16 protein-coding genes are annotated in these 18,654 nt (G+C 67.6%); 8 read left to right on the top strand and 8 right to left on the bottom strand.

Annotated features, from left to right (window positions below):
• Positions 1 to 105: 105 nt before the first annotated feature.
• From adk to A9974_RS15760, 3 genes are all read right to left on the bottom strand, one after another.
• The gene (adk, locus tag A9974_RS15770) at positions 106 to 762 is read right to left on the bottom strand and encodes an adenylate kinase (RefSeq protein WP_183005096.1); all 657 of its coding nucleotides are present in this window, start codon (positions 760 to 762) and stop codon (positions 106 to 108) included.
• A 92-nt stretch (positions 763 to 854) separates the two neighbouring features.
• Positions 855 to 1,619: a 3-deoxy-manno-octulosonate cytidylyltransferase gene (gene kdsB, locus A9974_RS15765; RefSeq protein WP_183005095.1), complete on the bottom strand. Its 765-nt coding sequence runs from the start codon at positions 1,617 to 1,619 to the stop codon at positions 855 to 857.
• Positions 1,620 to 1,631: 12 nt separating this feature from the next.
• Complete coding sequence (locus A9974_RS15760; protein WP_183005094.1) at positions 1,632 to 1,814, bottom strand: Trm112 family protein; 183 nt, start codon at positions 1,812 to 1,814, stop codon at positions 1,632 to 1,634.
• Between the two features lie 188 nt (positions 1,815 to 2,002).
• Here A9974_RS15760 and A9974_RS15755 point away from each other — a divergent pair, with 188 nt between their 5' ends.
• Positions 2,003 to 4,234, top strand: a complete 2,232-nt coding sequence (locus A9974_RS15755) for an IgaA/UmoB family intracellular growth attenuator (RefSeq protein ID WP_183005093.1) — start codon at positions 2,003 to 2,005, stop codon at positions 4,232 to 4,234.
• Between the two features lie 99 nt (positions 4,235 to 4,333).
• Here A9974_RS15755 and lpxK read toward each other — a convergent pair whose 3' ends face one another.
• The 3 genes from lpxK to A9974_RS15740 are packed head-to-tail and all read right to left on the bottom strand — an operon-like array spanning position 4,334 to position 6,404.
• Complete coding sequence (gene lpxK / locus A9974_RS15750) at positions 4,334 to 5,374, bottom strand: tetraacyldisaccharide 4'-kinase (protein ID WP_183005092.1); 1,041 nt, start codon at positions 5,372 to 5,374, stop codon at positions 4,334 to 4,336.
• A complete protein-coding gene (locus tag A9974_RS15745; RefSeq protein ID WP_183005091.1) occupies positions 5,371 to 5,784 on the bottom strand; it encodes a biopolymer transporter ExbD in 414 nt (137 codons plus the stop codon). The genes lpxK and A9974_RS15745 overlap by 4 nt, the downstream gene beginning before the upstream one ends.
• Positions 5,781 to 6,404 carry a MotA/TolQ/ExbB proton channel family protein gene (locus tag A9974_RS15740; RefSeq protein ID WP_183005090.1) on the bottom strand — a complete coding sequence of 208 codons (624 nt, stop codon included), beginning with the start codon at positions 6,402 to 6,404 and terminating at the stop codon, positions 5,781 to 5,783. The genes A9974_RS15745 and A9974_RS15740 overlap by 4 nt, the downstream gene beginning before the upstream one ends.
• Before the next feature lie 353 nt (positions 6,405 to 6,757).
• On the opposite strand from A9974_RS15740, the gene xseA reads away from it, so the two are divergent.
• From xseA to pcaF, 6 genes are all read left to right on the top strand, one after another.
• Positions 6,758 to 8,125 carry an exodeoxyribonuclease VII large subunit gene (xseA, locus tag A9974_RS15735; protein WP_183005089.1) on the top strand — a complete coding sequence of 456 codons (1,368 nt, stop codon included), beginning with the start codon at positions 6,758 to 6,760 and terminating at the stop codon, positions 8,123 to 8,125.
• Between the two features lie 55 nt (positions 8,126 to 8,180).
• The gene (locus A9974_RS15730) at positions 8,181 to 11,447 is read left to right on the top strand and encodes an ankyrin repeat domain-containing protein (RefSeq protein WP_183005088.1); all 3,267 of its coding nucleotides are present in this window, start codon (positions 8,181 to 8,183) and stop codon (positions 11,445 to 11,447) included.
• A gap of 130 nt (positions 11,448 to 11,577) precedes the next feature.
• Positions 11,578 to 12,156 (top strand): superoxide dismutase [Fe], encoded by a 579-nt coding sequence (gene sodB, locus A9974_RS15725; RefSeq protein ID WP_054430101.1) that lies wholly within the window; start codon positions 11,578 to 11,580, stop codon positions 12,154 to 12,156.
• 325 nt (positions 12,157 to 12,481) lie between these two features.
• Positions 12,482 to 14,179: a methyl-accepting chemotaxis protein gene (locus A9974_RS15720; RefSeq protein ID WP_183005087.1), complete on the top strand. Its 1,698-nt coding sequence runs from the start codon at positions 12,482 to 12,484 to the stop codon at positions 14,177 to 14,179.
• Positions 14,180 to 14,314: 135 nt separating this feature from the next.
• Positions 14,315 to 15,721, top strand: a complete 1,407-nt coding sequence (locus tag A9974_RS15715) for a chloride channel protein (protein ID WP_183005086.1) — start codon at positions 14,315 to 14,317, stop codon at positions 15,719 to 15,721.
• A 132-nt stretch (positions 15,722 to 15,853) separates the two neighbouring features.
• Positions 15,854 to 17,059, top strand: coding sequence for a 3-oxoadipyl-CoA thiolase (pcaF, locus tag A9974_RS15710; RefSeq protein ID WP_183005085.1), 1,206 nt, complete (start codon positions 15,854 to 15,856; stop codon positions 17,057 to 17,059).
• 159 nt (positions 17,060 to 17,218) lie between these two features.
• Here pcaF and A9974_RS15705 read toward each other — a convergent pair whose 3' ends face one another.
• Complete coding sequence (locus tag A9974_RS15705; RefSeq protein ID WP_183005084.1) at positions 17,219 to 17,737, bottom strand: DUF192 domain-containing protein; 519 nt, start codon at positions 17,735 to 17,737, stop codon at positions 17,219 to 17,221.
• A gap of 101 nt (positions 17,738 to 17,838) precedes the next feature.
• Positions 17,839 to 18,084, bottom strand: coding sequence for a cold-shock protein (locus A9974_RS15700; protein WP_006220277.1), 246 nt, complete (start codon positions 18,082 to 18,084; stop codon positions 17,839 to 17,841).
• 225 nt (positions 18,085 to 18,309) lie between these two features.
• On the opposite strand from A9974_RS15700, the gene clpS reads away from it, so the two are divergent.
• A complete protein-coding gene (gene clpS / locus A9974_RS15695) occupies positions 18,310 to 18,624 on the top strand; it encodes an ATP-dependent Clp protease adapter ClpS (protein ID WP_025135841.1) in 315 nt (104 codons plus the stop codon).
• Positions 18,625 to 18,654 lie beyond the last annotated feature (30 nt).

The following is an 18,654-nucleotide window of genomic DNA, read 5'->3' as shown; positions in this document are numbered from 1 at the left end:
ACGAAAGCGGCGCGACGGGCGCCGGATGTGACAAGGCCTTCGGGCCCGCGCCGGGACGCGTCGCGTCCGGCCGGCGCCGAAGGCCTCGTGCCATCAAAGCGCCGGTCAGCTATTGACGGCGTCGAACAGGCGCGACTTGATTTCGTCGACCGCGCCCACGCCCGAGATCTTGCGATACTTCGGGGCGTCGGCCGGGTGCTGCTGGGCCCACGACGAGTAATAGTCGACCAGCGGACGGGTCTGCTGGCGGTAGACGTTCAGGCGGTTGCGGACGGTGTCCTCGCGGTCGTCATCGCGCTGGATCAGGTCTTCGCCGGTGATGTCGTCCTTGCCGTCGACCTTGGGCGGGTTGAAGCGCACGTGGTAGCTGCGGCCGCTAGGCTGGTGCACGCGGCGCCCGCTCATGCGTTCGATGATGTCTTCTTCCGGGACTTCGATTTCCACCACGTAGTCCAGCTTGACGCCGGCGCTTTTCAGCGCGTCGGCTTGCGGGATAGTGCGCGGGAAGCCGTCGAACAAATAGCCATTGGCGCAGTCGGGCTGCTTCAGGCGGTCTTGCACGAGGCCGATGATGATCTCATCCGAGACCAGGCCGCCGGCATCCATGACCTTTTTGGCTTCAATGCCCAGGGGCGTGCCGGCTTTGACCGCTGCACGCAGCATGTCGCCGGTGGAAATCTGGGGAATGCCGAAGTGCTGGGTGAGAAAAGCGGCCTGAGTGCCTTTGCCGGCGCCGGGAGGTCCGAGCAAGATGAGACGCATGAGTGCTCCTGAATGGGGTTTAATTTTTGTGGTCCGAGCGATTATGCCGCAACGCAGCAGCCTCTGCGGGGCTGCGCCATGCGAAATAACCCTTATATCCGTTTGCTATAGATCAAGCGTACGCGTTCCAGGTCCGCCGGGGTATCTACGCCAGCGGCAGGAGGGTGCGAGGCCTGGTGCACGACGATGACGTGGCCGTGTTCCATGGCGCGCAACTGCTCCAGCGATTCGAACCGTTCCAGCGCGCCTTGCGGCAGGGCCGGGTAGCGGCGCAGGAACGACACGCGGTAAGCATACAGGCCGATGTGGTGCCAAGCCGGCAGGCCGTCGGCCAGCACGCGCTCGCCGCCGGCCAGCGCATCGCGGGCCCAGGGAATCGGGGCGCGTGAGAAATACAGGGCGCGGCCGTCGGCGGCGCACACCAGTTTCACGACATTGGGGTTGAACAGCGCCTGGGCGTCCGCCAGCGGGCAGGCGCAGGTGGCGATGTCGGCTTCTGGGCTGGCGATCAGCCGGGCCGCCACGGCGTCGATGAGTTCGGGCTCGATCAGCGGTTCGTCGCCTTGTACGTTGACGACCACGGCGTCATCGGGCAGGCCCAGCTGCAGGGCAGCCTCGGCCAGCCGGTCGGTGCCGGTGGGGTGGTCGGCGCGGGTCATCAGCGCCTGCAGGCCATGGGCCTGGGCAGCCTGCTGCACGCGCGCGTCGTCGGTGGCGATATACACCTGCGAGGCACCGGACAGCGCCGCGCGCTCGGCCGTGCGCACCACCATCGGCTTGCCGGCAATGTCGGCGAGCGGCTTGTCGGGCAGGCGGGTCGAGGCGGTCCGCGCCGGGATCAGGGCGATGAAGCTCACGGGGGCGGCGGGTCAGGAAGTAGCGGGGGCGTCGTCCAGCGAGCGCGCTTCGGATTCAAGCATGACGGGAATGCCGTCGCGCAGCGGGAACGCCAGGCGGTCGGCGCGGCAGACCAGTTCGGCCTGGGTCCGGTCGTGTTCGAGGCGGCCCTTGCACAGGGGGCAGACGAGGATGTCGAGAAGGCGGGATTCCATGACCGGGATTCTAAAACAGTTTGGCGGCCGCGCAGCCGCAATGGGCCGTCTGGCGCATGGGGAAAGGCCGGCTGGGATCGGCTCAATTGCGTGGTCTGTTAATTATTGTCACGTTTTGACGCGGGCGCTACATATTTCGGGACAGATCATAGCTATGATCCGCCGCGATTCCTAGAAAGAGGATAGCGATGGATTCCAACACCATTCGGATCGGATTGTTCCTCATCATCCTGATCTGGTCGGTTATCAGCGGCATTACCTATATGGTCCGCCGCAGCGGCAACAAGAGCGCACTGCGCGAACTGAAGCAAGAGGGGCAGCCGCTGCGTCGCCTCAGCGCCGAGGAACAGGCGCTGGTGCAGCCGTTCCTGGTCTATCCGGCGAACCCGAAGAAAACCGCCCAGTTGCTCGGCGACGGGGTGTTCCCCCTGCGGGGCGCCTTCGTGCGCCACGGGCTGGAGAGCGGCCAAGGGACGGCGACGCTGCACGACACGCTGGGAGGCGTGGACGTGGTGCTGCCCTACGACGCACGCGATTACCTGCGTGAAGACAATCAGGCCGAAGTCGTGATGACGGAGAAATTCGCCATCGTGGTGGCCTTGAACGGCGAATACGATCTGGCCGGCGGCCGCGAGCGCGATGCGCGCCGCCAGAAGCAGAACCAGCAATGGACGGGCGGCAAGCAGGGCGCGATGCAGAATGTGGTCGACGCCGATGCCGCCGACCCGGCGCACGGCGCCCAGGCCGCGCGCGAATTCGACGATGCCACCCGTGTCGAGATCCTGAGCCAGCGCGACGAGACCCCGGCCGAGGTCGCCCATCGTCAATCGCGTGGCATCGCCTTCTGGCCGGGCCTGCTGTGGCTGGTGGCGTTCGTCTGCATCGGCGTCGCGGGCATGGGCGGCGGCATGACATGGCTGGCGGCCGCGGCGGCGCCGGCGCTGCTGGCGCTGTGGCTGACCTGGCGCCGTCCGGCGTTGGGCGAGCCGCAGAAGGTGAACCGCGTGCGCGGCGAGCTCAACGCGATCGTGCTGACCAATCCGGCCAATGCCCAAGCGGTATCGACCCAGCTGTTCCTGGGCGACAAGCTGCCCATTTCGTTGCCGGATCACTGGCGCGCCAATCTGGAGCTGCCGGAGGATGGCCGCGTGGACGTGGACCTGCGGGTCGAGGACTACGCGGTGCTGCGCCTGGGCGGCAACTATTCCGTGGATGAGGAGCAGCGCCTGTACCCGAAGGTGTACTGGGGCCGGCATGTGACGCTGGCGCTGGTGGGCTTGATCGCGGGCGGCGTGCTGGCCTCGATCATGGCCAATGCGGGGGCCAGCCTGCAAAGCGATATCGCGCAGACGTCCGCGTGGCTGCGCGGGGCCCAGCCGCGCGCCTACGCGTCGGCCGCCGCACTGGCGCAGGACCTGCCCGTCGTCGGCGACATGGTGGCGCTGCGTGGCAAGGGCCGCTGCCAGTTCCAGCCGGATGAATACCGGCCGGACGCGCTGCGCTTCGATTGCGAACGCCTGCGCTGGCAGGGCGATGCGGCGCCCGCCGATGAATTGCATGCGGACCCCGCCGTGCTGCAGCTGTATTCGGGCAATTTCCTGAAGACGCGGCCCAATCCGATGATGGACATGCTGGTGCGCAGCCAGATCTACAACAGCATGGCCGGCAATCCGCTGGCCGCGTACAACGCCCGCAATATGTCGGCCGTGACGATCACGCGGCTGACCAACACGGTGCTGACGGTGGAGCAGGCGTGCGAAGCCGCCACCGGCCAGGCGATCGCCGACTGCGACCGCGTGAAGGCCGAACTGGCCGACAAGCTGATGCTGGCCAAGGATGAACCCGGCAACTGGCTCGAACTGCTCAAGCTGGCGCAGGACGGCGCCTTCAAGCGTCAAGGCAACGCGGACGAAGGGGTGTTGCTGTCGCGTCATGTGGACCAGGTGCGCGACTTGGCCAAGTCCAGCATGCAGCCTGTGTTGCAAGCGGCCATCGATCAGTCGGCGCGCGCCATCATGGCGAGCCAGCGGGGCGGCGTCGTGCTGCAGGTCTGGCCCGGCCGCTACGCGGAACTGCCGGAATTGCTGGATGGCGCCCAGCGGCAGGATCTGCTGCTTGCCTGGCAACGGCAGGTGGCGATGATGTCGGCCGACGGCGCCATGCCGTTCGAGGTCGCCGGCATGGTGACGGCCGTGGAACACGAGGCCTCGGGCACCCCCGTCATCGCCGTCGATGCGCGGCGTTCGCTGGACGATCCGTGGCCGGCGCTGGCCCGCGTGCTATGGCTGGCCCTGGCGGTCTTACTGGTGGCGGTGCATCTGCCGCTGGCGCTGGCGCGTTGGCGCGCCGCCGCCGCGCGTCGACGCAATCTGGCGGAATATGCCAGCCACCGCAGCGCGGCCAAGCCGGGGTTTTTCTGAGCGAAGCGGGCGTCTGACGGCCTGGTGGATGCAAAAAGGAGCCGGTGCAAGGCTCCTTTTTTTCGTCCATCAGGCTTTTGGGTCCGCGCGCACAAGGCGTCAGCGCGCCGGCGCGCGCAGCGCTTGCGCCAGCCAGTCGAACAACTGCGGGTCGGAAAAGCCGGCCTGCACCGGCACTTCCCAGAGACGCGCGTCGTGCAAGGCGGCGCACTTGATCGCGTCCTTCGAGGTCACCAGCACGGTCTGCGCCGTCAGGGCCTTGAACGGCGATTCCGCGTAATCATGGTGGTCGGGCAGCGGCAACGTGGCATCAAGCCGGATGCCTTGCGCCCGCAAGGTCGAAAAGAAGCGTTCGGGATTGCCGATGCCTGCCGCGGCGGCGACGTCCGGCCGGCCGGCGAACGCCGCCAGCGGACGTATCGCGCCGCCTTCGACCTGGCGAGCGTCGCCGGGCTCCAGCCACATGGCGGCTTCACGGGGGCGCCCGCTGGACGAAACCGCGGTGCGGCCATCGGGCAGCCCGATATTGGTGATCACCGCGTCCACGTCGCGCAGCCGGCTGGCCGGTTCGCGCAAGGGGCCGGCGGGCAGCAGCCGGCCGTTGCCGACGCCGCGCGCATCCTGCACCACGATTTCGATGTCGCGCGCCAGCGCCAGGTGCTGCAGACCGTCGTCGGAGACGATCACGTCCACCTGCGGATGGTCGCGCAGCAGCGCCTGGGCGGCCAGCGCGCGGCGCGGGTGCACCGATACCGGGGCGCCAGTGGCGCGCGCGATCAGCGCCGGCTCGTCGCCGAACTGCGCGGCGGTCAGTTCGCCTTGTCCGACGCGGGCATCCGGCCCGACCTTGACGCCATAGCCGCGGCTGACCACGCCCGGCGTGTAGCCGCGCGCGCGCAGCCCTTGCACGGTGGCGATGACCATTGGCGTCTTGCCGGTGCCGCCTACGTAGATGTTTCCGACCACCACCACGGGCACCGGTGCGCGGTAGGCCTGTTTACGGCCGTCGCGATAGCGCGCGCGCTTGTCCGCCACCACGCGGGCAGTCAGCGCGGACAACGGCAGGAGCAGGGTGGAGAGCCAGCCGCCGTGCTGCCATTGGCGTGCGAGCAGCGAGGCCTTGGGGGAACGTGCGCTCACCGGGCGGTCTGGGCGGCGAAGTTGACGCGGGCGATGCCGGCCAGCCGGGCCGCTTCCATGACGTTGATCACGGACTGATGGGTGGCCTGGGCGTCGGCGTTGATGACCACCAGCGCCTCGGGCTTGCCGGCGGCCGCCTGACGTAGGACCTCGGCGATTTCGGGCGGCGTCGAGACGTCGATCAGCGTGCCGTTCAGTGCGTAGCGGCCGTCCTGGCTGACGGCGACTTCGAGGGCCGGCGGCGTTTCCTGGTCGGCGGACGCTTGCGGCAGCGTGACCTTCAACTGCGTGAAACGGGCGAACGACGTGGTGGCCGCCAGGAAGATCAGGATGACCAGCAGGACGTCGATGAGCGGGATCAGATTGATGTCCAGCTCGTCGCGGTCGCCCCGGGAGCCCCGGAAATTCATGAACGCCCCTCGCGCGGGGCAGGCTGCGGCGCCACGGCGCGCGCCAGCCGCGAGGCCGACAGTTCCATGGCGTTCAGGTAGCCGTCCACCCGGCCGCGCAGGTAGCGGTGGGCGATCATGGCGGGGATGGCGATGAGAATGCCGAAGCCCGTGTTGTACAGCGCGATGGAGATGCCGCGGGCCAATTGCGCCGGGTCGCCGCCGCCAGGGGTGTACGAGCCGAAAATCTCGATCATGCCGACCACGGTGCCGAACAGGCCCATCAGGGGGGCGACCACGGCGATGGTGCCGATGGCCGGAATGTAGCGGCTTAGGTCGTGGGAGACTGCGCGGCCGGTGTCTTCGACCACGCTGCGCAGTTCTTCGCGCGGCAGGTGGCGGTGACGCATCACTTCGGCCAGCACGCGGCCCAGGGGTGAGTTGCGTTCCAGGCGATTCAGGGCTTCGGGCGTGTCCTGGTGGTTGCGCAGCATGTCGGCGACTTGTTCGTTCAGGCCGCGCGGCAGGACCTGGCTACGGCGCAGCGACAGGAAGCGCTCGAATATCAGCGCAAGACCCAGGACGGATGTCGCCAGCAGGGGCCAGATAGGCCAGCCGGCCTCGCGCAGGATGGAAAGCAAAGCGGTCAACTCCAGGAGCGCCCGGGCGGGGCAACAGGGCGCGCCCAAGCAACTGATCAAGCCGAAACTGTAACGGCGTGGCGGGGATGTGGCAAGGGCGGCCGGCCGCCGAAACTATCCACAGAAGTTGTGGATAATTCTGTGCAAAACTCCGCCGGAACGCTTGTGAACACAGGGCTGGCGCTTGTTTGCTTCAAATTAGAGCAGCGGTGTTTTTGTTAAAAGTCCATAAAAAACAGCAGCTTGCGCCGAATTTGCTGGCTTTCGGGGCGGTTGCGGCAAAAAAGCCGGGACGCGGTATCATTGCGCCCCGCTACGTATGCCCTGTGGACAGGTACGCATCGGAAAGCCTTATGACAATTGAACTTGCAGTCACAAACAACGTATTTGCGCGGGATATCCTGACGGTTGCCCAGCTGAACCAAGCAGTGGGGCAGTTGTTGGAGCGCAGCATCCCGGCGCTGTGGGTGCGCGGCGAGATTTCCAACTTTACGCAGGCGGCTTCCGGGCATTGGTACTTCACGCTCAAGGACAGCCGCGCCTCCGTGCGGGCTGTCATGTTCCGGGGCCGCGCCAGCGCGGTGGGCTTCGTGCCGCGGGCAGGCGATCAGGTCGAAATCAGGGCCAGAGTGTCGCTGTACGAGCCGCGGGGCGATTATCAATTGCAGGTCGACGCTATGCGCCGCGCCGGGATCGGCAACCTGTACGAGGCCTTCCTGCGCCTGAAGGAACAACTGGCTTCCGAGGGGCTGTTCGATCCGGCGCGCAAGCGCGAACCGGTGCCGTTGCCCCGCGCGATCGGGGTGGTGACCTCGCTGCATGCCGCCGCGCTGCGCGACGTGCTGTCGGCGCTGGCCCGCCGCGCGCCGCAAGTACCCGTCATCATCTATCCCGCGCCGGTGCAGGGCGCCGACGCGGCCGGCCGGCTGGCTGCCCAGGTGCGCCTGGCCAACGAGCGCGCCGAAGTGGACACGTTGCTGCTCGTTCGCGGCGGCGGCAGCATCGAAGACCTCTGGAGCTTCAACGACGAAGGCCTCGCGCGCGAAGTCGCGGCCAGCGCCATTACCGTGATCAGCGGCGTCGGCCACGAAACCGACTTCACGATCGCCGATTTCGTCGCCGACGTGCGCGCGCCGACGCCTACCGCGGCCGCCGAACTGGCCTGCGTGCCGCGTTCTGACCTGCTGGGCCGCGTGATGCAGTCGGCCCAGGCCATGGCCCGGGGCCAGCAGCGCCGTCTGGAGCGCGCCGCGCAACGCCTGGACCGCGCCAGCGCGCAACTGGTGTCGCCGGCGCAGCGCCTTGAGCACCAGCGCGAACGCTTGAACAGCCTGGGCTATCGCCTGGCGTCCGCCTGGGCCGGACCGCAGGCGCGGCGCAATGCGCGCGTTAATTTACTGGCGCAGCGCCTCGCGCATCGTGTTCCGGACACCGGCCGCGGCGCCGACCGTCTGGCTTCGGTCGTTCGTCAACTGGGCCAGGCGCACGCGCGCCTGCTGGTCCAGCGGCGCAACCGCCTGGCCTCGGCCAGCGCCCAATTGCGCGCGCTGGATCCCGGCAACACGCTGGCGCGCGGTTATGCTATCGCCCGCCATGCCGATGGCCGTATCGTGCGCGATGCCGCCGACCTGGCGCCGGGGCAGGGGCTGGACCTCAGCTTTGCCCAGGGCGGTGCGAAGGTCGACGTGACGCAAGTGCGCAAGACACGCGAGGCGTCCTGACGCGGGCGCGTGCGCGCGGGCCGGCAAGCCGGCAAGTTGGGTAACGGGTGGAACCATGCAGCAATTGACACCACGCAAGGGCCGGCGCGGCGTGCGCCAGGCCGTCACGCTCGCCGGCCTGCTGGCCGCCGCGCTTTCGCTGGGCGCCGCCGGGCTCGCCCCGTCGGCCCAGGCGCAAGGGCCCGGCAACGCCAAGCCCGCGAGCAAGACCGAAACCAAGGCCCGCGCGGCCGAGCGGCCCGCCGCCAGTTCCGCGCAAGCCGGCACGGACAGCTGCGATTGCGCCTCGCCCTACCGCGAGTACAAGGCGGCCGACACGGCCGACACCCGCGCCTTGTTCGCGGCCATCGACGCCGTCGATGAGGCTGCGTTCACCGCGGCCTTGGCCAAGGTGCCCCGGCCAGGCGACTACGCGCGGGAAGGCGTGCCGCTGCTGCACGCGCTGTTGATGCCGCCGTGGCCGCGCAGCAAGCGCGTGTATTGGGACATGTCCGCACAGGAGACGGCGCGGCTGCGCCAGGCCTACCGCGATACGTTGCCGGCGCGCGCCCGCATGTTGGCGGCGCTGCTGGCCACTCAGCCGCCGCTGAACGACATCACGTACGAATCCCGCCGCCCGCCGGTGCATCTGGCGTTGCTGTACGGCTCGCCCGGCATCCTGGACATGCTGCTGGCCGCCGGCGCCCGCGCGGACCAGCGCGGCGACGAGAACCGGACACCGCTGGACTTCCTGCTCAACCGCGATTTCGAATTCGCGGTGCGCATGACCTATCTGCCCCGCCTGGTGGACCGGCAGGAAACCACGCGCATGGTGCTGGCGCTGCTCAAGGCCGGCGCGCCGCGCCCCTTTGCCTATGTGGATGACAACAGCGACGACGTCACGCGCAGCGCGCTCAAGGACGCGCAGGGGCAGCCGCGCTTTGCCGCGGACTATCTGGCCTGGCCGGCGCTGGTCGAACTGACCGAAGGGGCCGACGTGGTGCGCGCCTTGGCCGCCACGGGCACCAAGCCGGCCTACGGCGACGGCATCAGCCCGCTGGCGCTGGCGGCGTACACCGGCAACGCGGGCGCGGTGTACGCGTTGATGGAACTGGGCCCGCGCACCACGCCGGCCACGGGCTACGGCGCCACGGGCGATATCGACCTGTGGCTGGACGCGGCGCAGGCCGCGCTGGCCGCCGGCCATGGCGACATCGCCCAGCTGCTGTTGCGCGCCGGCATGCCGTTCAGCCAGCGCGGCCCGCAGACCGGCACCGACACGGCGGTGTTCGTGCGCATGCAAGCCGACGCACAGCCGATCCTGAACCTGGCCGCGCGCCAGGGCGACGTGGCCACGGTGAAGCGCCTGCTGGCGCTGGGCGCGCCGGTCGAAGGCGACAGCGCGGATCCGTACGGCGACACGCCGCTGGCCGACGCGGTGCAGGCGCACCAGTTCGATGCCGCGCGCGCATTGCTGGCCGCGGGGGCGAACCCCGCGCTGCTGCGCCAGGGCTACGACCGCAAGTCCGCGCTGGCACGCGCCATCGACGCCGACGATCCGGCGCTGCTGCGTGATCTGCTGGCGGCGACGCCGCGCGAATCCTTGCAGGCGCTTCTGGCCGACCCCGCGCATTCCCCCGTGGCGCAGGCCCTGCGCCAGCCAGGCAAGCAGGGTGCCGCCATGCTGCGGCAACTGGCCGAGGCCGGGCTGGATTTGAAGACGCTGGATGCCGGCGCGATCCGGCAGGCGCTGGAAAGCCGCGACGCGGCGATGGCGACCTACCTGATGGATGCCGGCGTGCCGGTCAATCCGCCGCCAGCCGCGGCGGCGGCATCGGACGGCGCGTACGACCGCCAGGGCGTGCCGCCGTTGCTGGTGGCCGTGACCTCGGACCAGCCGGCCATGGTGGACGCGTTGCTGGCCAAGGGCGCGGACCCGCTGGGCCTGGCGCCCGAAGGCCGCAGCGCCCTGTATTGGGCGATCGGCAACGGCGATGAGGCCTTGCTCGAACGCCTGCTGCGGGCGGGCGCGAAGCTGGACGACCCGCGCTTGCCGCGGGCGCCCGCCCGCTATGCATTGCTCAATGCCGCGGTGGCCTCGGGAGATATCGCGCGGGTGAACCGCGTGGCGCAGGCCAGTGGGCAAGCCATCGCAAGCGCGTGCCTGACCGATGGCGCCGAATACGCGCTGCTGGACCAGGCCGGCTATTTTGCGCAGCTGCAAGCGGCCGGCTTCACTGGCGCGCATACCGATTGCATGAAAGACGCCGACCCCTTGTCGCAGCGGCTCTTGTCCGCCTTGCTGCGCGACCGGCAACTGGCGGTCGCGCGCCGCGATTCCGTCGTCGACGTGCTGACGCGCCTGAAGGCCGGCGGCGCGGACCTGGATGCGCGCCTCGAACACGGCGACACGCCGCTGATCGCCGCCATCCAGATCGGCCGCGCCGACCTGGCCGATGCGATGTTGGCCGCCGGCGCCAGCGCGGACGCGGCCGATGCGCAGGGCCGCAGCCCCGCCTGGGTGGCGCTGGAAAGCGGGCAGCCTGACATGCTGGCGCTGCTGGCGCGATACCAGGCCCGGTTCGCCGGCGCCGCCGCGCCGCAGGGGCAGTCGTTCGACCAGACGCTGGCGTGCCAATCCGCGCCGGCTTTCGCGGCCGCGCTGCAGGCCGCGGGCGTATCGGTCAAGCCAGGCTGCCCGGCGACGCCAGCGGCAGGCAAGGGCGCCCAGCGTGGCGCCGGCAAGGTCGCGCCGGGCATTGCCGGTCATTACTATCTGCGCGGCATGCGCGAAGTGGGCAGCGAACTGCTGCTGACCGAAGATGGCCGCTTCCAATACCTGATGAGCTACGGCGCGGTCGACATCGAGGCCAGCGGCCAGTGGCGCAGCGACGGCAAGCAGGTCCATCTGGACACGCCCCCGATTCAGCCGTTCTCCGCCATCGCCGACGTGCGCGCCGACGCACGTCCGGCCGATGCGGATCAACTGACCGTGCGCGTCTACTACCAAGGCCGGCCGGTCAAGGTCGACGTCGCCATGTCGTCGGCCCAGGCCGATTACGCCGGCACGCCCAAGCAATCCGAGGGTGCCGATGGCGTCAGCGCGCCGATCGCGGCGGGCGATCTCAAGGCACTGGCCGTGTTCGTGCCGCTGCCCGCCGGCGCGCGCTGGCATCGCGCGGACATCAGCAAGTTGGATGCCCAGGCGCGCGCGGTGCGCATCGATCTGGCGCTGCCCGAGGCGGCCAGTCGCACGCCGTTGCACATGACATTGGCATTACGCGCGGATGGCGCATTGACGGCCTCGCAGGGCGGTCGCGAACTGCGATATGAGAAAGAGTAGCGTTTACGCGCCGCAGTCATAAACACATGCCTGTTAACCCCGCGCCGCTGCGGGGTTAACGCGGTATCCTCGCAGAGTTGCCGATACAATTGAACGGCTTGATCGTGCACTCAACAGAAGGAACCCACACATGGCACATACTCTTCCCCCCCTGCCTTACGAACTGGACGCACTGGCTCCGCACATCTCCAAAGAGACGCTGGAGTTCCACTACGGCAAGCATCACCAGACCTACGTCACGAACCTGAACAACCTGATCCCGGGCACCGAGTTCGAGACCCTGTCGCTGGAAGACATCGTCAAGAAGTCCTCGGGCGGCATCTTCAACAACGCTGCGCAAATCTGGAACCACACGTTCTACTGGAACAGCCTGGCCCCCAAGGCCGGCGGCGCACCCACCGGCAAGCTGGCTGATGCCATCAACGCCAAGTGGGGCAGCTTCGATGCCTTCAAGGAAGCCTTCAACAAGTCGGCTGCCGGCAACTTCGGTTCGGGCTGGACCTGGCTGGTCAAGAAGGCCGACGGTTCCGTCGACATCGTCAACACCAGCAACGCGGCTACCCCGCTGACCACGGCCGACAAGCCGCTGCTCACCTGTGATGTCTGGGAACACGCCTACTACATCGACTACCGCAATGCCCGTCCCAAGTACCTGGAAAACTTCTGGGCCCTGGTGAACTGGGACTTCGCGGCCAAGAACTTCGCCTGAACGGCGCTGCATCGCGATCCTCGCACAGCCGGCGTCCAGCCGGCCGCTGCATGATCCGATCGCACTGAAAAAGGCCTCTCGTTGCACGAGAGGCCTTTCATTTATTCAGCCAGAATTCAGTTTTCTCCGTTGTGGGTCGTGTGACCGGCAGCAGGTGTCGATTGTCGAGTTCATTGCGACGAAATGAATAATAAACAGCCGGTTCTTTCGCGTTCTCGCGGGAAATCGCAAACGCTATCGTTGCCCCCGGTCTGCGACTGAGCCACGGGGCCAATGACTGCGGCATGCCCGCCATAAACCGTGGCAATTGAACGGGATGGGAAGCATGTTGCGGTATTTTTCGGGTTTACGTATCGGCTCGCGCCTGTCGGGCGCGTTCCTGCTGGTCGCGGTGATCGGCGGCGCCATCGGCGCCTTTGGCGTGTGGGGACTGGCCCGCATCAATGAAATGAACGACCGGCTCTACGACACCGAGCTGCGGGGTATTTCAGACATCAAAGAAGCCAACATCAATCTCATTTATGCCGGACGTGCGCGCAGCGGTTTCCTGGCCGCTTCTAGCCAGGAAGAACGCCAGGCTCTGCGCAAGCAGTTCGACGACGCAGTCAAGACCATGGACACGCTGCGCGAAAAGGCCGCCGCGAATTTCCATGCGGAGGAGGGCAAGCGCCTGTTGGCGCAGTTCGCCGAAACCGAGCAGGTCTGGAAGCGTGATGCCGCCGAGTTCTTCGCTGCTGCGCAATCGCATGCGTTGGCGCAGGCCGACGCCAGGGTCGACGCCATCGAAAAGCGCGTCATTGCCTCGTCGCAAAAGCTCGACGACCTGATGACCGACCTGGCCGTGGGCAAGGAAAAAGTCGCCGCGCAATCGGTGCAGGCCGGCACGGATCTCTACGAAACCATGCGCCTGATCATGATCGTGCTGGCCGTGGTGGGGGTGGCCGTGGGCATGCTGCTGGGGTGGCTGGTGACGCGCGGCATCGTGCGTCCGCTGCAGCAGGCCGTGGTGGCCGCGCGCCAGGTGGCCGCGGGCGACCTCACCACTGACATCCAGGTCGCCACGCGCGACGAAACCGGCGACCTGATGGACGCGCTCAAGGCCATGAACGAAAGCCTGGGGCGCATTGTGCGCGACGTGCGCGACGGTTGCGAAAGCATTGCGTCCGCCTCCTCGCAGATCGCGCAAGGCAACTCCGATCTGTCGCAACGCACCGAAGAGCAGGCCGCCTCGCTGGAAGAAACCGCGGCGTCCATGGAACAGCTCACCAGCACGGTGCAGCAGAACGCCAACAACGCCAGCGAGGCCGAGCGCCTCGTCACCCGGGCATCAACCGTGGCCGTGCGCGGCGGTGAAGTGGTCGAAGGCGTGGTGCAGACCATGAGCGCGATCTCGGACAGCTCGCGCCGCATCGCCGACATCACGGGCGTGATCGACGGCATCGCGTTCCAGACCAACATCCTGGCGCTCAACGCGGCGGTGGAAGCGGCGCGCGCTGGCGAGCAGGGCCGCGGTTTTGCCGTGGTCGCGGGCGAAGTCCGCACCCTGGCGCAGCGCTCCGCCGTGGCCGCCAAGGAAATCAAGGCCCTGATCGACGAGTCCGTCACCCGTGTCGAAGGGGGGACCCGCCAGGTCGACGAGGCGGGCCGCACCATGCGCGAAGTGGTCGACAGCGTGGGCCAGGTCGCGACCCTGGTGCGCGAAATATCCAGCGCGTCGGCCGAACAGTCTTCCGGCATCGGCCAGGTGAACCAGGCGGTGGCGCAGATGGACAGCGTCACGCAGCAGAACGCCGCGCTGGTGGAAGAGGCCGCCGCGGCCGCGGGCAGCATGCAGGAGCAGGCCGCCCGCCTGGCGCAGGAAGTGCGCCGCTTCAAGGTCGATGCCGGCGGTGGCTCGGCAAGCGCCGCGCAGGCGCGCCTGATCCAGGCGGTGCCCGCCGCCACGCGCAAGCCGGCGGCGCAAATCGCCACGCGGCGTCCCGCGCTGGCGCAGGCCTCGGACGACGATTGGTCCTCGTTCTAAGCGGTGCGCGCGGGGCCTAAGGCCTGTGCGAGGCGCTTTCCAGTGTGAACAGGCCCTGGTCAAAGGGCCCGCGTTGTGGGCTGGCAGTCAGGAGGGAATGGTAAGGTTAGCCACGTCCCGCTGCTTGCGTTGCCCATGAACCTACCCACTCCGCTGCGCCGTATCGCCACCGGTTCTCGCCACTTCCTGCGCCGCAAAGTGCGCCAGGCCAACCGCCTGTCCCGCAAGAGCGTGCAGATGGCCTTGCTGCTGGGCGGCGCGGCGCTGGTGGCGCTGGTCTCGCTGGGCTTCGCCTATCTGGCCGACAAGGCGCTGGAGTGGAATCGCGACTGGACTTCCGCCCACGGCTGGCTGGCGCTGGTGGTGCTGCCTTGCGGCCTGGCCGGCCTGCGCTGGGCCACCTTGCGGTTCGCGCCCAACGCCGTTGGCAGCGGTATCCCTCAAGTCATCGGCGCCTTGTCCCTATCGCCGGGCGCCAGCCAGCGCAGCCTGGTTTCGCTGGCGCAGGCGCTCTGGAAAATCCCCTTGGCATTTCTTGGCATGCTGGCCGGCGCGTCCATTGGCCGCGAAGGCCCGTCGGTGCAGGTCGGCGCCGCCGTCATGCTGGCCTGGGGGGATTTCTGGAAGCGCCGCGGCGTGCAACTGCGCGGCTTTCATGCCAACGAACTGATCGCCGCCGGCGCGGCCGGCGGCCTGGCCGCGGCCTTCAATGCGCCCCTGGCCGGCGTCATCTTCGCCATCGAGGAACTGGGCCGCGGCACTGTGCTGCGCTGGCAGCGGCTGGTGCTGATTGGCGTGCTGGCGGCGGGTTTCCTGGTGGTGGCGGTGGCCGGCAACAATCCCTATTTTGGCGTCTTCGGCGGCGCGCCGCTGGCCCACGGCATGCTGTGGTGGGTGGTGGCGTGCGCCATGCTCAACGGCGCGCTCGGCGGCATTTTCGCGCGGCTGCTGGGCAAGGGCGCCGCGGGTATGGCGCCCGCGACGTGGCGCGGCTGGATCCGCGCCCATCCTATCTGGACCGCCTTCGTCATGGGCCTGGTGCTGGCGCTGATCGGCCTGGCCACCGCCGGCAGCGTCTACGGTACCGGCTACGGCGCGGCGGCCAACCTGCTGTCGGGCCAGTCACCCGATCCCTTGCCCGCGGGCTTCGGCCTGGCCAAGCTGGCGGCCACCGTCACGTCCTATTGGGCGGGCATCCCCGGCGGCATCTTCACTCCAGCGCTGACCACCGGCGCCGGCATCGGCCATCACATCTGGCAATTGGCGGGCGAGGGCGTGGACCAGCGCGTGCTGGTGCTGTTGTCCATGGCCGCTTTCCTGGCCGCGGCCACGCAGGCGCCGCTGACGGCCAGTGTGGTGGTCATGGAAATGACGGGCAGCCAGCCCATGCTGTTCTGGTTGCTGGTCGGCTCGCTGCTCGCCTCGGGCGTGTCGCGCCAGTTCTGCCCACAGCCCTTCTATCACCTGGCCGCGGGCCGCTTCCGGCGTCAGGCCATCGTCGACGCGGGGCGCGCCGCCAAGTCCCGCCCGGCAACGCCGTAGCCGCGCCGTTCAAGTGAACATCCATTGGACACTGTCCGTGCTGCGGACATCCGCCCGATGCACCAACTTGGCGCGAAACCGCTGCGTTAAGATCGAGCGCATCCGATTTCTTCACTTCTATCCGAGCTTCTCATGACCGTGCATGCCTATATTTGTGACGCGATCCGCACCCCCTTCGGCCGCTACGGCGGCGCGCTGGCGACCGTGCGTCCCGACGACCTCGCGGCAGTAGCCATCAAGGCCCTCGTGGCGCGCAACCCCGGCGTGCGCTGGGAAGAAATCGACGATGCCATCCTGGGTTGCGCCAACCAGGCCGGCGAAGACAACCGCAACGTCGCCCGGATGGCCACGCTGCTGGCCGGCCTGCCGGTCGAAGTGCCCGGCGCCACCGTCAACCGCCTGTGCGGTTCGGGCCTGGACGCCATCGGCAGCGCCGCGCGCGCCATCCGCGCCGGCGAAGCCGGCCTGATGCTGGCCGGCGGCGTCGAAAGCATGAGCCGCGCGCCGTTCGTCATGGGCAAGGCCGACAGCGCGTTCTCGCGCAACGCCGCCATCTACGACACCACCATCGGCTGGCGCTTCATCAACAAGCTGATGAAGGCCCAGTACGGCGTCGACTCCATGCCCGAAACGGCCGAGAACGTCGCCGACGACTTCAAGATCAACCGCGAAGACCAGGATCTGTTCGCGCTGGCCAGCCAGCAAAAGACGGCCCGCGCCCAGAAAGAAGGCTTCTTCGACACCGAAATCGTGCCGGTCTCGATCGCCCAGAAAAAGGGCGATCCCATCATCGTCTCCAAGGACGAACACCCCCGCGAAACCAGCCTTGAAGCGCTGGCCAAGCTCAAGGGCGTGGTCCGCGAAGGCGGCACCGTCACCGCCGGCAATGCTTCGGGCGTGAACGACGGCGCGGCCGCGCTGTTGCTGGCCGACGAAAAGGGCGCCGCCCGCCACGGCCTGACCCCGCGCGCCCGCGTGGTCGGCATGGCCACCGCCGGCGTCGCGCCGCGCATCATGGGCATCGGCCCGGCACCCGCCACCCGCAAGGTGCTGGCCCAGACCGGTCTGACCCTGGACCAGATGGACGTGATCGAGCTGAACGAAGCGTTTGCGGCCCAAGGTCTGGCCGTGCTGCGCCAGCTGGGCATTGCCGACAACGATCCGCGCGTCAACCCCAACGGCGGCGCCATCGCGCTGGGCCACCCGCTGGGCGCCAGCGGCGCCCGCCTGGCCACCACCGCGATCAACCAGCTGCACCGTACCGGCGGCCGCTACGCGCTGTGCACCATGTGCATCGGCGTGGGCCAGGGCATCGCCCTGATCATCGAGCGCGTCTGATCCGGCGCCGGCCTGCCGCGCATTCAGACCGCAACGCAGGCCGCGTTCCACGATACGCGGCGTCCGCCCGCCGGCCGGGCGGCCAAACAAACAAGGGAGCCCTCGGGCTCCCTTGCTTTATGATCCGGGCGGCAAGGCCTGCCGCCCCGGTGCGCGTATTCAGGGCAGGCCGTCGATTTTCCGGCCGGCCTTGATGCCGTGGCCATCGAACCAGCCCTGGGCCATTTCCAGCGCATAGCGCACCGGTTTCTTGGAGCAGTGGGCGTCGTCGGTCTGCGGCGCCATGTCTTCGATGTTGACGATCGTGCCGTCGTCGGCGATAAAAGCGATCGACAGCGGCAGGATGGTGTTGCGCATCCAGAAGCATTGCACGTCGGGCTGCTCGAAGACGAACAGCATGCCGTCGTTGCCCGGCAGTTCCTTGCGGAACATGAGGCCGTCGCGGCGGGTGGCTTCCGTATTGGCGACTTCTGCGCGGATAATATGGATACCGGCAGCCAGTTGCGTGGTGGGCAGCGGCGCTTGCGGTCCGCTCGGGGCTTGCGCGTGGGTGGCCAGGGGCAGGGCCAGCGCGGCGGCGCTCAGCAGCGCGCAAACCGCCCCGCGTGATGCCGCTTTAATGAACGCTGTTTTGAACAACGCACGACCAACCTGAAACAAAGCAGCATTCTTCAGCATAACCAGATGCGGTAATCGCAGTAATAAGAAAATAACAAGGCGGGGCCCGAAAGCCCCGCCTGATAATGGCGCAACCTTACCGTTGCGCTGTAATCGGTAACTCAGGCAGCGGTGATATTGAGCGCCTGTTTGCCTTTGGGCCCCTGGATAATCTCGAAAGCCACTTTCTGGCCTTCTTTCAGGGTTTTAAAACCATTCATCTGGATAGACGAAAAGTGGGCGAACAGATCTTCACCGCCGTCGTCGGGCGTAATGAAGCCAAACCCCTTTGCATCGTTGAACCATTTGACGGTGCCCGTCGATTTGGGATTGTCCCCTTGGACGGCGGTTGCGGTCGTATCAGACATGCGGACTGCCTCATTGAATCGTATGTTGACGAAGGGCATCGCGGCCTAGACCCCTGTCCCCCCTCCGGCCTCCTGGCAGGTTTTCGGTGAATTGAAAACCCCAGAATGCGTGGATAATGCGCCGCTTTTCTTTGTGTAGTCAAGTATGGAAACTACGCATTTCTACCTGTAATTTTGCGTAAGTTACATGCAAGCCGTCCCCCGATTAAATAGAATAGCCGCCCTATGAGTTCTACCTTGGATACCCAGCACGATTTGGCCGTCGAGAAGGCGCCGGCGCGCGTTGCGCCGCCTCCGATGTACCAGGTCCTGTTGCTGAATGACGACTACACCCCGATGGAGTTTGTCGTGAAGGTGCTGCAGAAGTTCTTCAACAAGAACCACGAAGAAGCCACCCGGATCATGTTGCAGGTGCATCACGAGGGCCGTGGCGTGTGCGGCGTCTATCCGCGCGACCTCGCGGCCACCCGGATTGCCCAGGTGGCGCAGTATGCGCGGGCGCGTCAGCACCCGCTGCAGTGCGTGATGGAACCGGTTTAGAACACAGAACAAAAAAAACGCCGCCGTAAA

Origin of the sequence: Achromobacter sp. UMC71 (assembly GCF_014170305.1) — a bacterium.
GTDB lineage: Bacteria > Pseudomonadota > Gammaproteobacteria > Burkholderiales > Burkholderiaceae_B > Achromobacter.
The sequence above is the reverse complement of the archived record's forward strand: the minus strand, read 5'-3'. Positions and strand labels throughout refer to the sequence as shown.

What these genes read in the sequence shown, in the direction of transcription:
- adk (WP_183005096.1), bottom strand. Translation starts at nt 762, where the DNA reads ATGCGTCTCATCTTGCTCGGACCTCCCGGCGCCGGCAAAGGCACTCAG.
- A9974_RS15760 (WP_183005094.1), bottom strand. Translation starts at nt 1,814, where the DNA reads ATGGAATCCCGCCTTCTCGACATCCTCGTCTGCCCCCTGTGCAAGGGC.
- A9974_RS15755 (WP_183005093.1), top strand. Translation starts at nt 2,003, where the DNA reads ATGGATTCCAACACCATTCGGATCGGATTGTTCCTCATCATCCTGATC.
- A9974_RS15745 (WP_183005091.1), bottom strand. Translation starts at nt 5,784, where the DNA reads ATGAATTTCCGGGGCTCCCGGGGCGACCGCGACGAGCTGGACATCAAT.
- xseA (WP_183005089.1), top strand. Translation starts at nt 6,758, where the DNA reads ATGACAATTGAACTTGCAGTCACAAACAACGTATTTGCGCGGGATATC.
- A9974_RS15730 (WP_183005088.1), top strand. Translation starts at nt 8,181, where the DNA reads ATGCAGCAATTGACACCACGCAAGGGCCGGCGCGGCGTGCGCCAGGCC.
- sodB (WP_054430101.1), top strand. Translation starts at nt 11,578, where the DNA reads ATGGCACATACTCTTCCCCCCCTGCCTTACGAACTGGACGCACTGGCT.
- A9974_RS15720 (WP_183005087.1), top strand. Translation starts at nt 12,482, where the DNA reads ATGTTGCGGTATTTTTCGGGTTTACGTATCGGCTCGCGCCTGTCGGGC.
- A9974_RS15715 (WP_183005086.1), top strand. Translation starts at nt 14,315, where the DNA reads ATGAACCTACCCACTCCGCTGCGCCGTATCGCCACCGGTTCTCGCCAC.
- pcaF (WP_183005085.1), top strand. Translation starts at nt 15,854, where the DNA reads ATGACCGTGCATGCCTATATTTGTGACGCGATCCGCACCCCCTTCGGC.
- A9974_RS15705 (WP_183005084.1), bottom strand. Translation starts at nt 17,737, where the DNA reads ATGCTGAAGAATGCTGCTTTGTTTCAGGTTGGTCGTGCGTTGTTCAAA.
- A9974_RS15700 (WP_006220277.1), bottom strand. Translation starts at nt 18,084, where the DNA reads ATGTCTGATACGACCGCAACCGCCGTCCAAGGGGACAATCCCAAATCG.
- clpS (WP_025135841.1), top strand. Translation starts at nt 18,310, where the DNA reads ATGAGTTCTACCTTGGATACCCAGCACGATTTGGCCGTCGAGAAGGCG.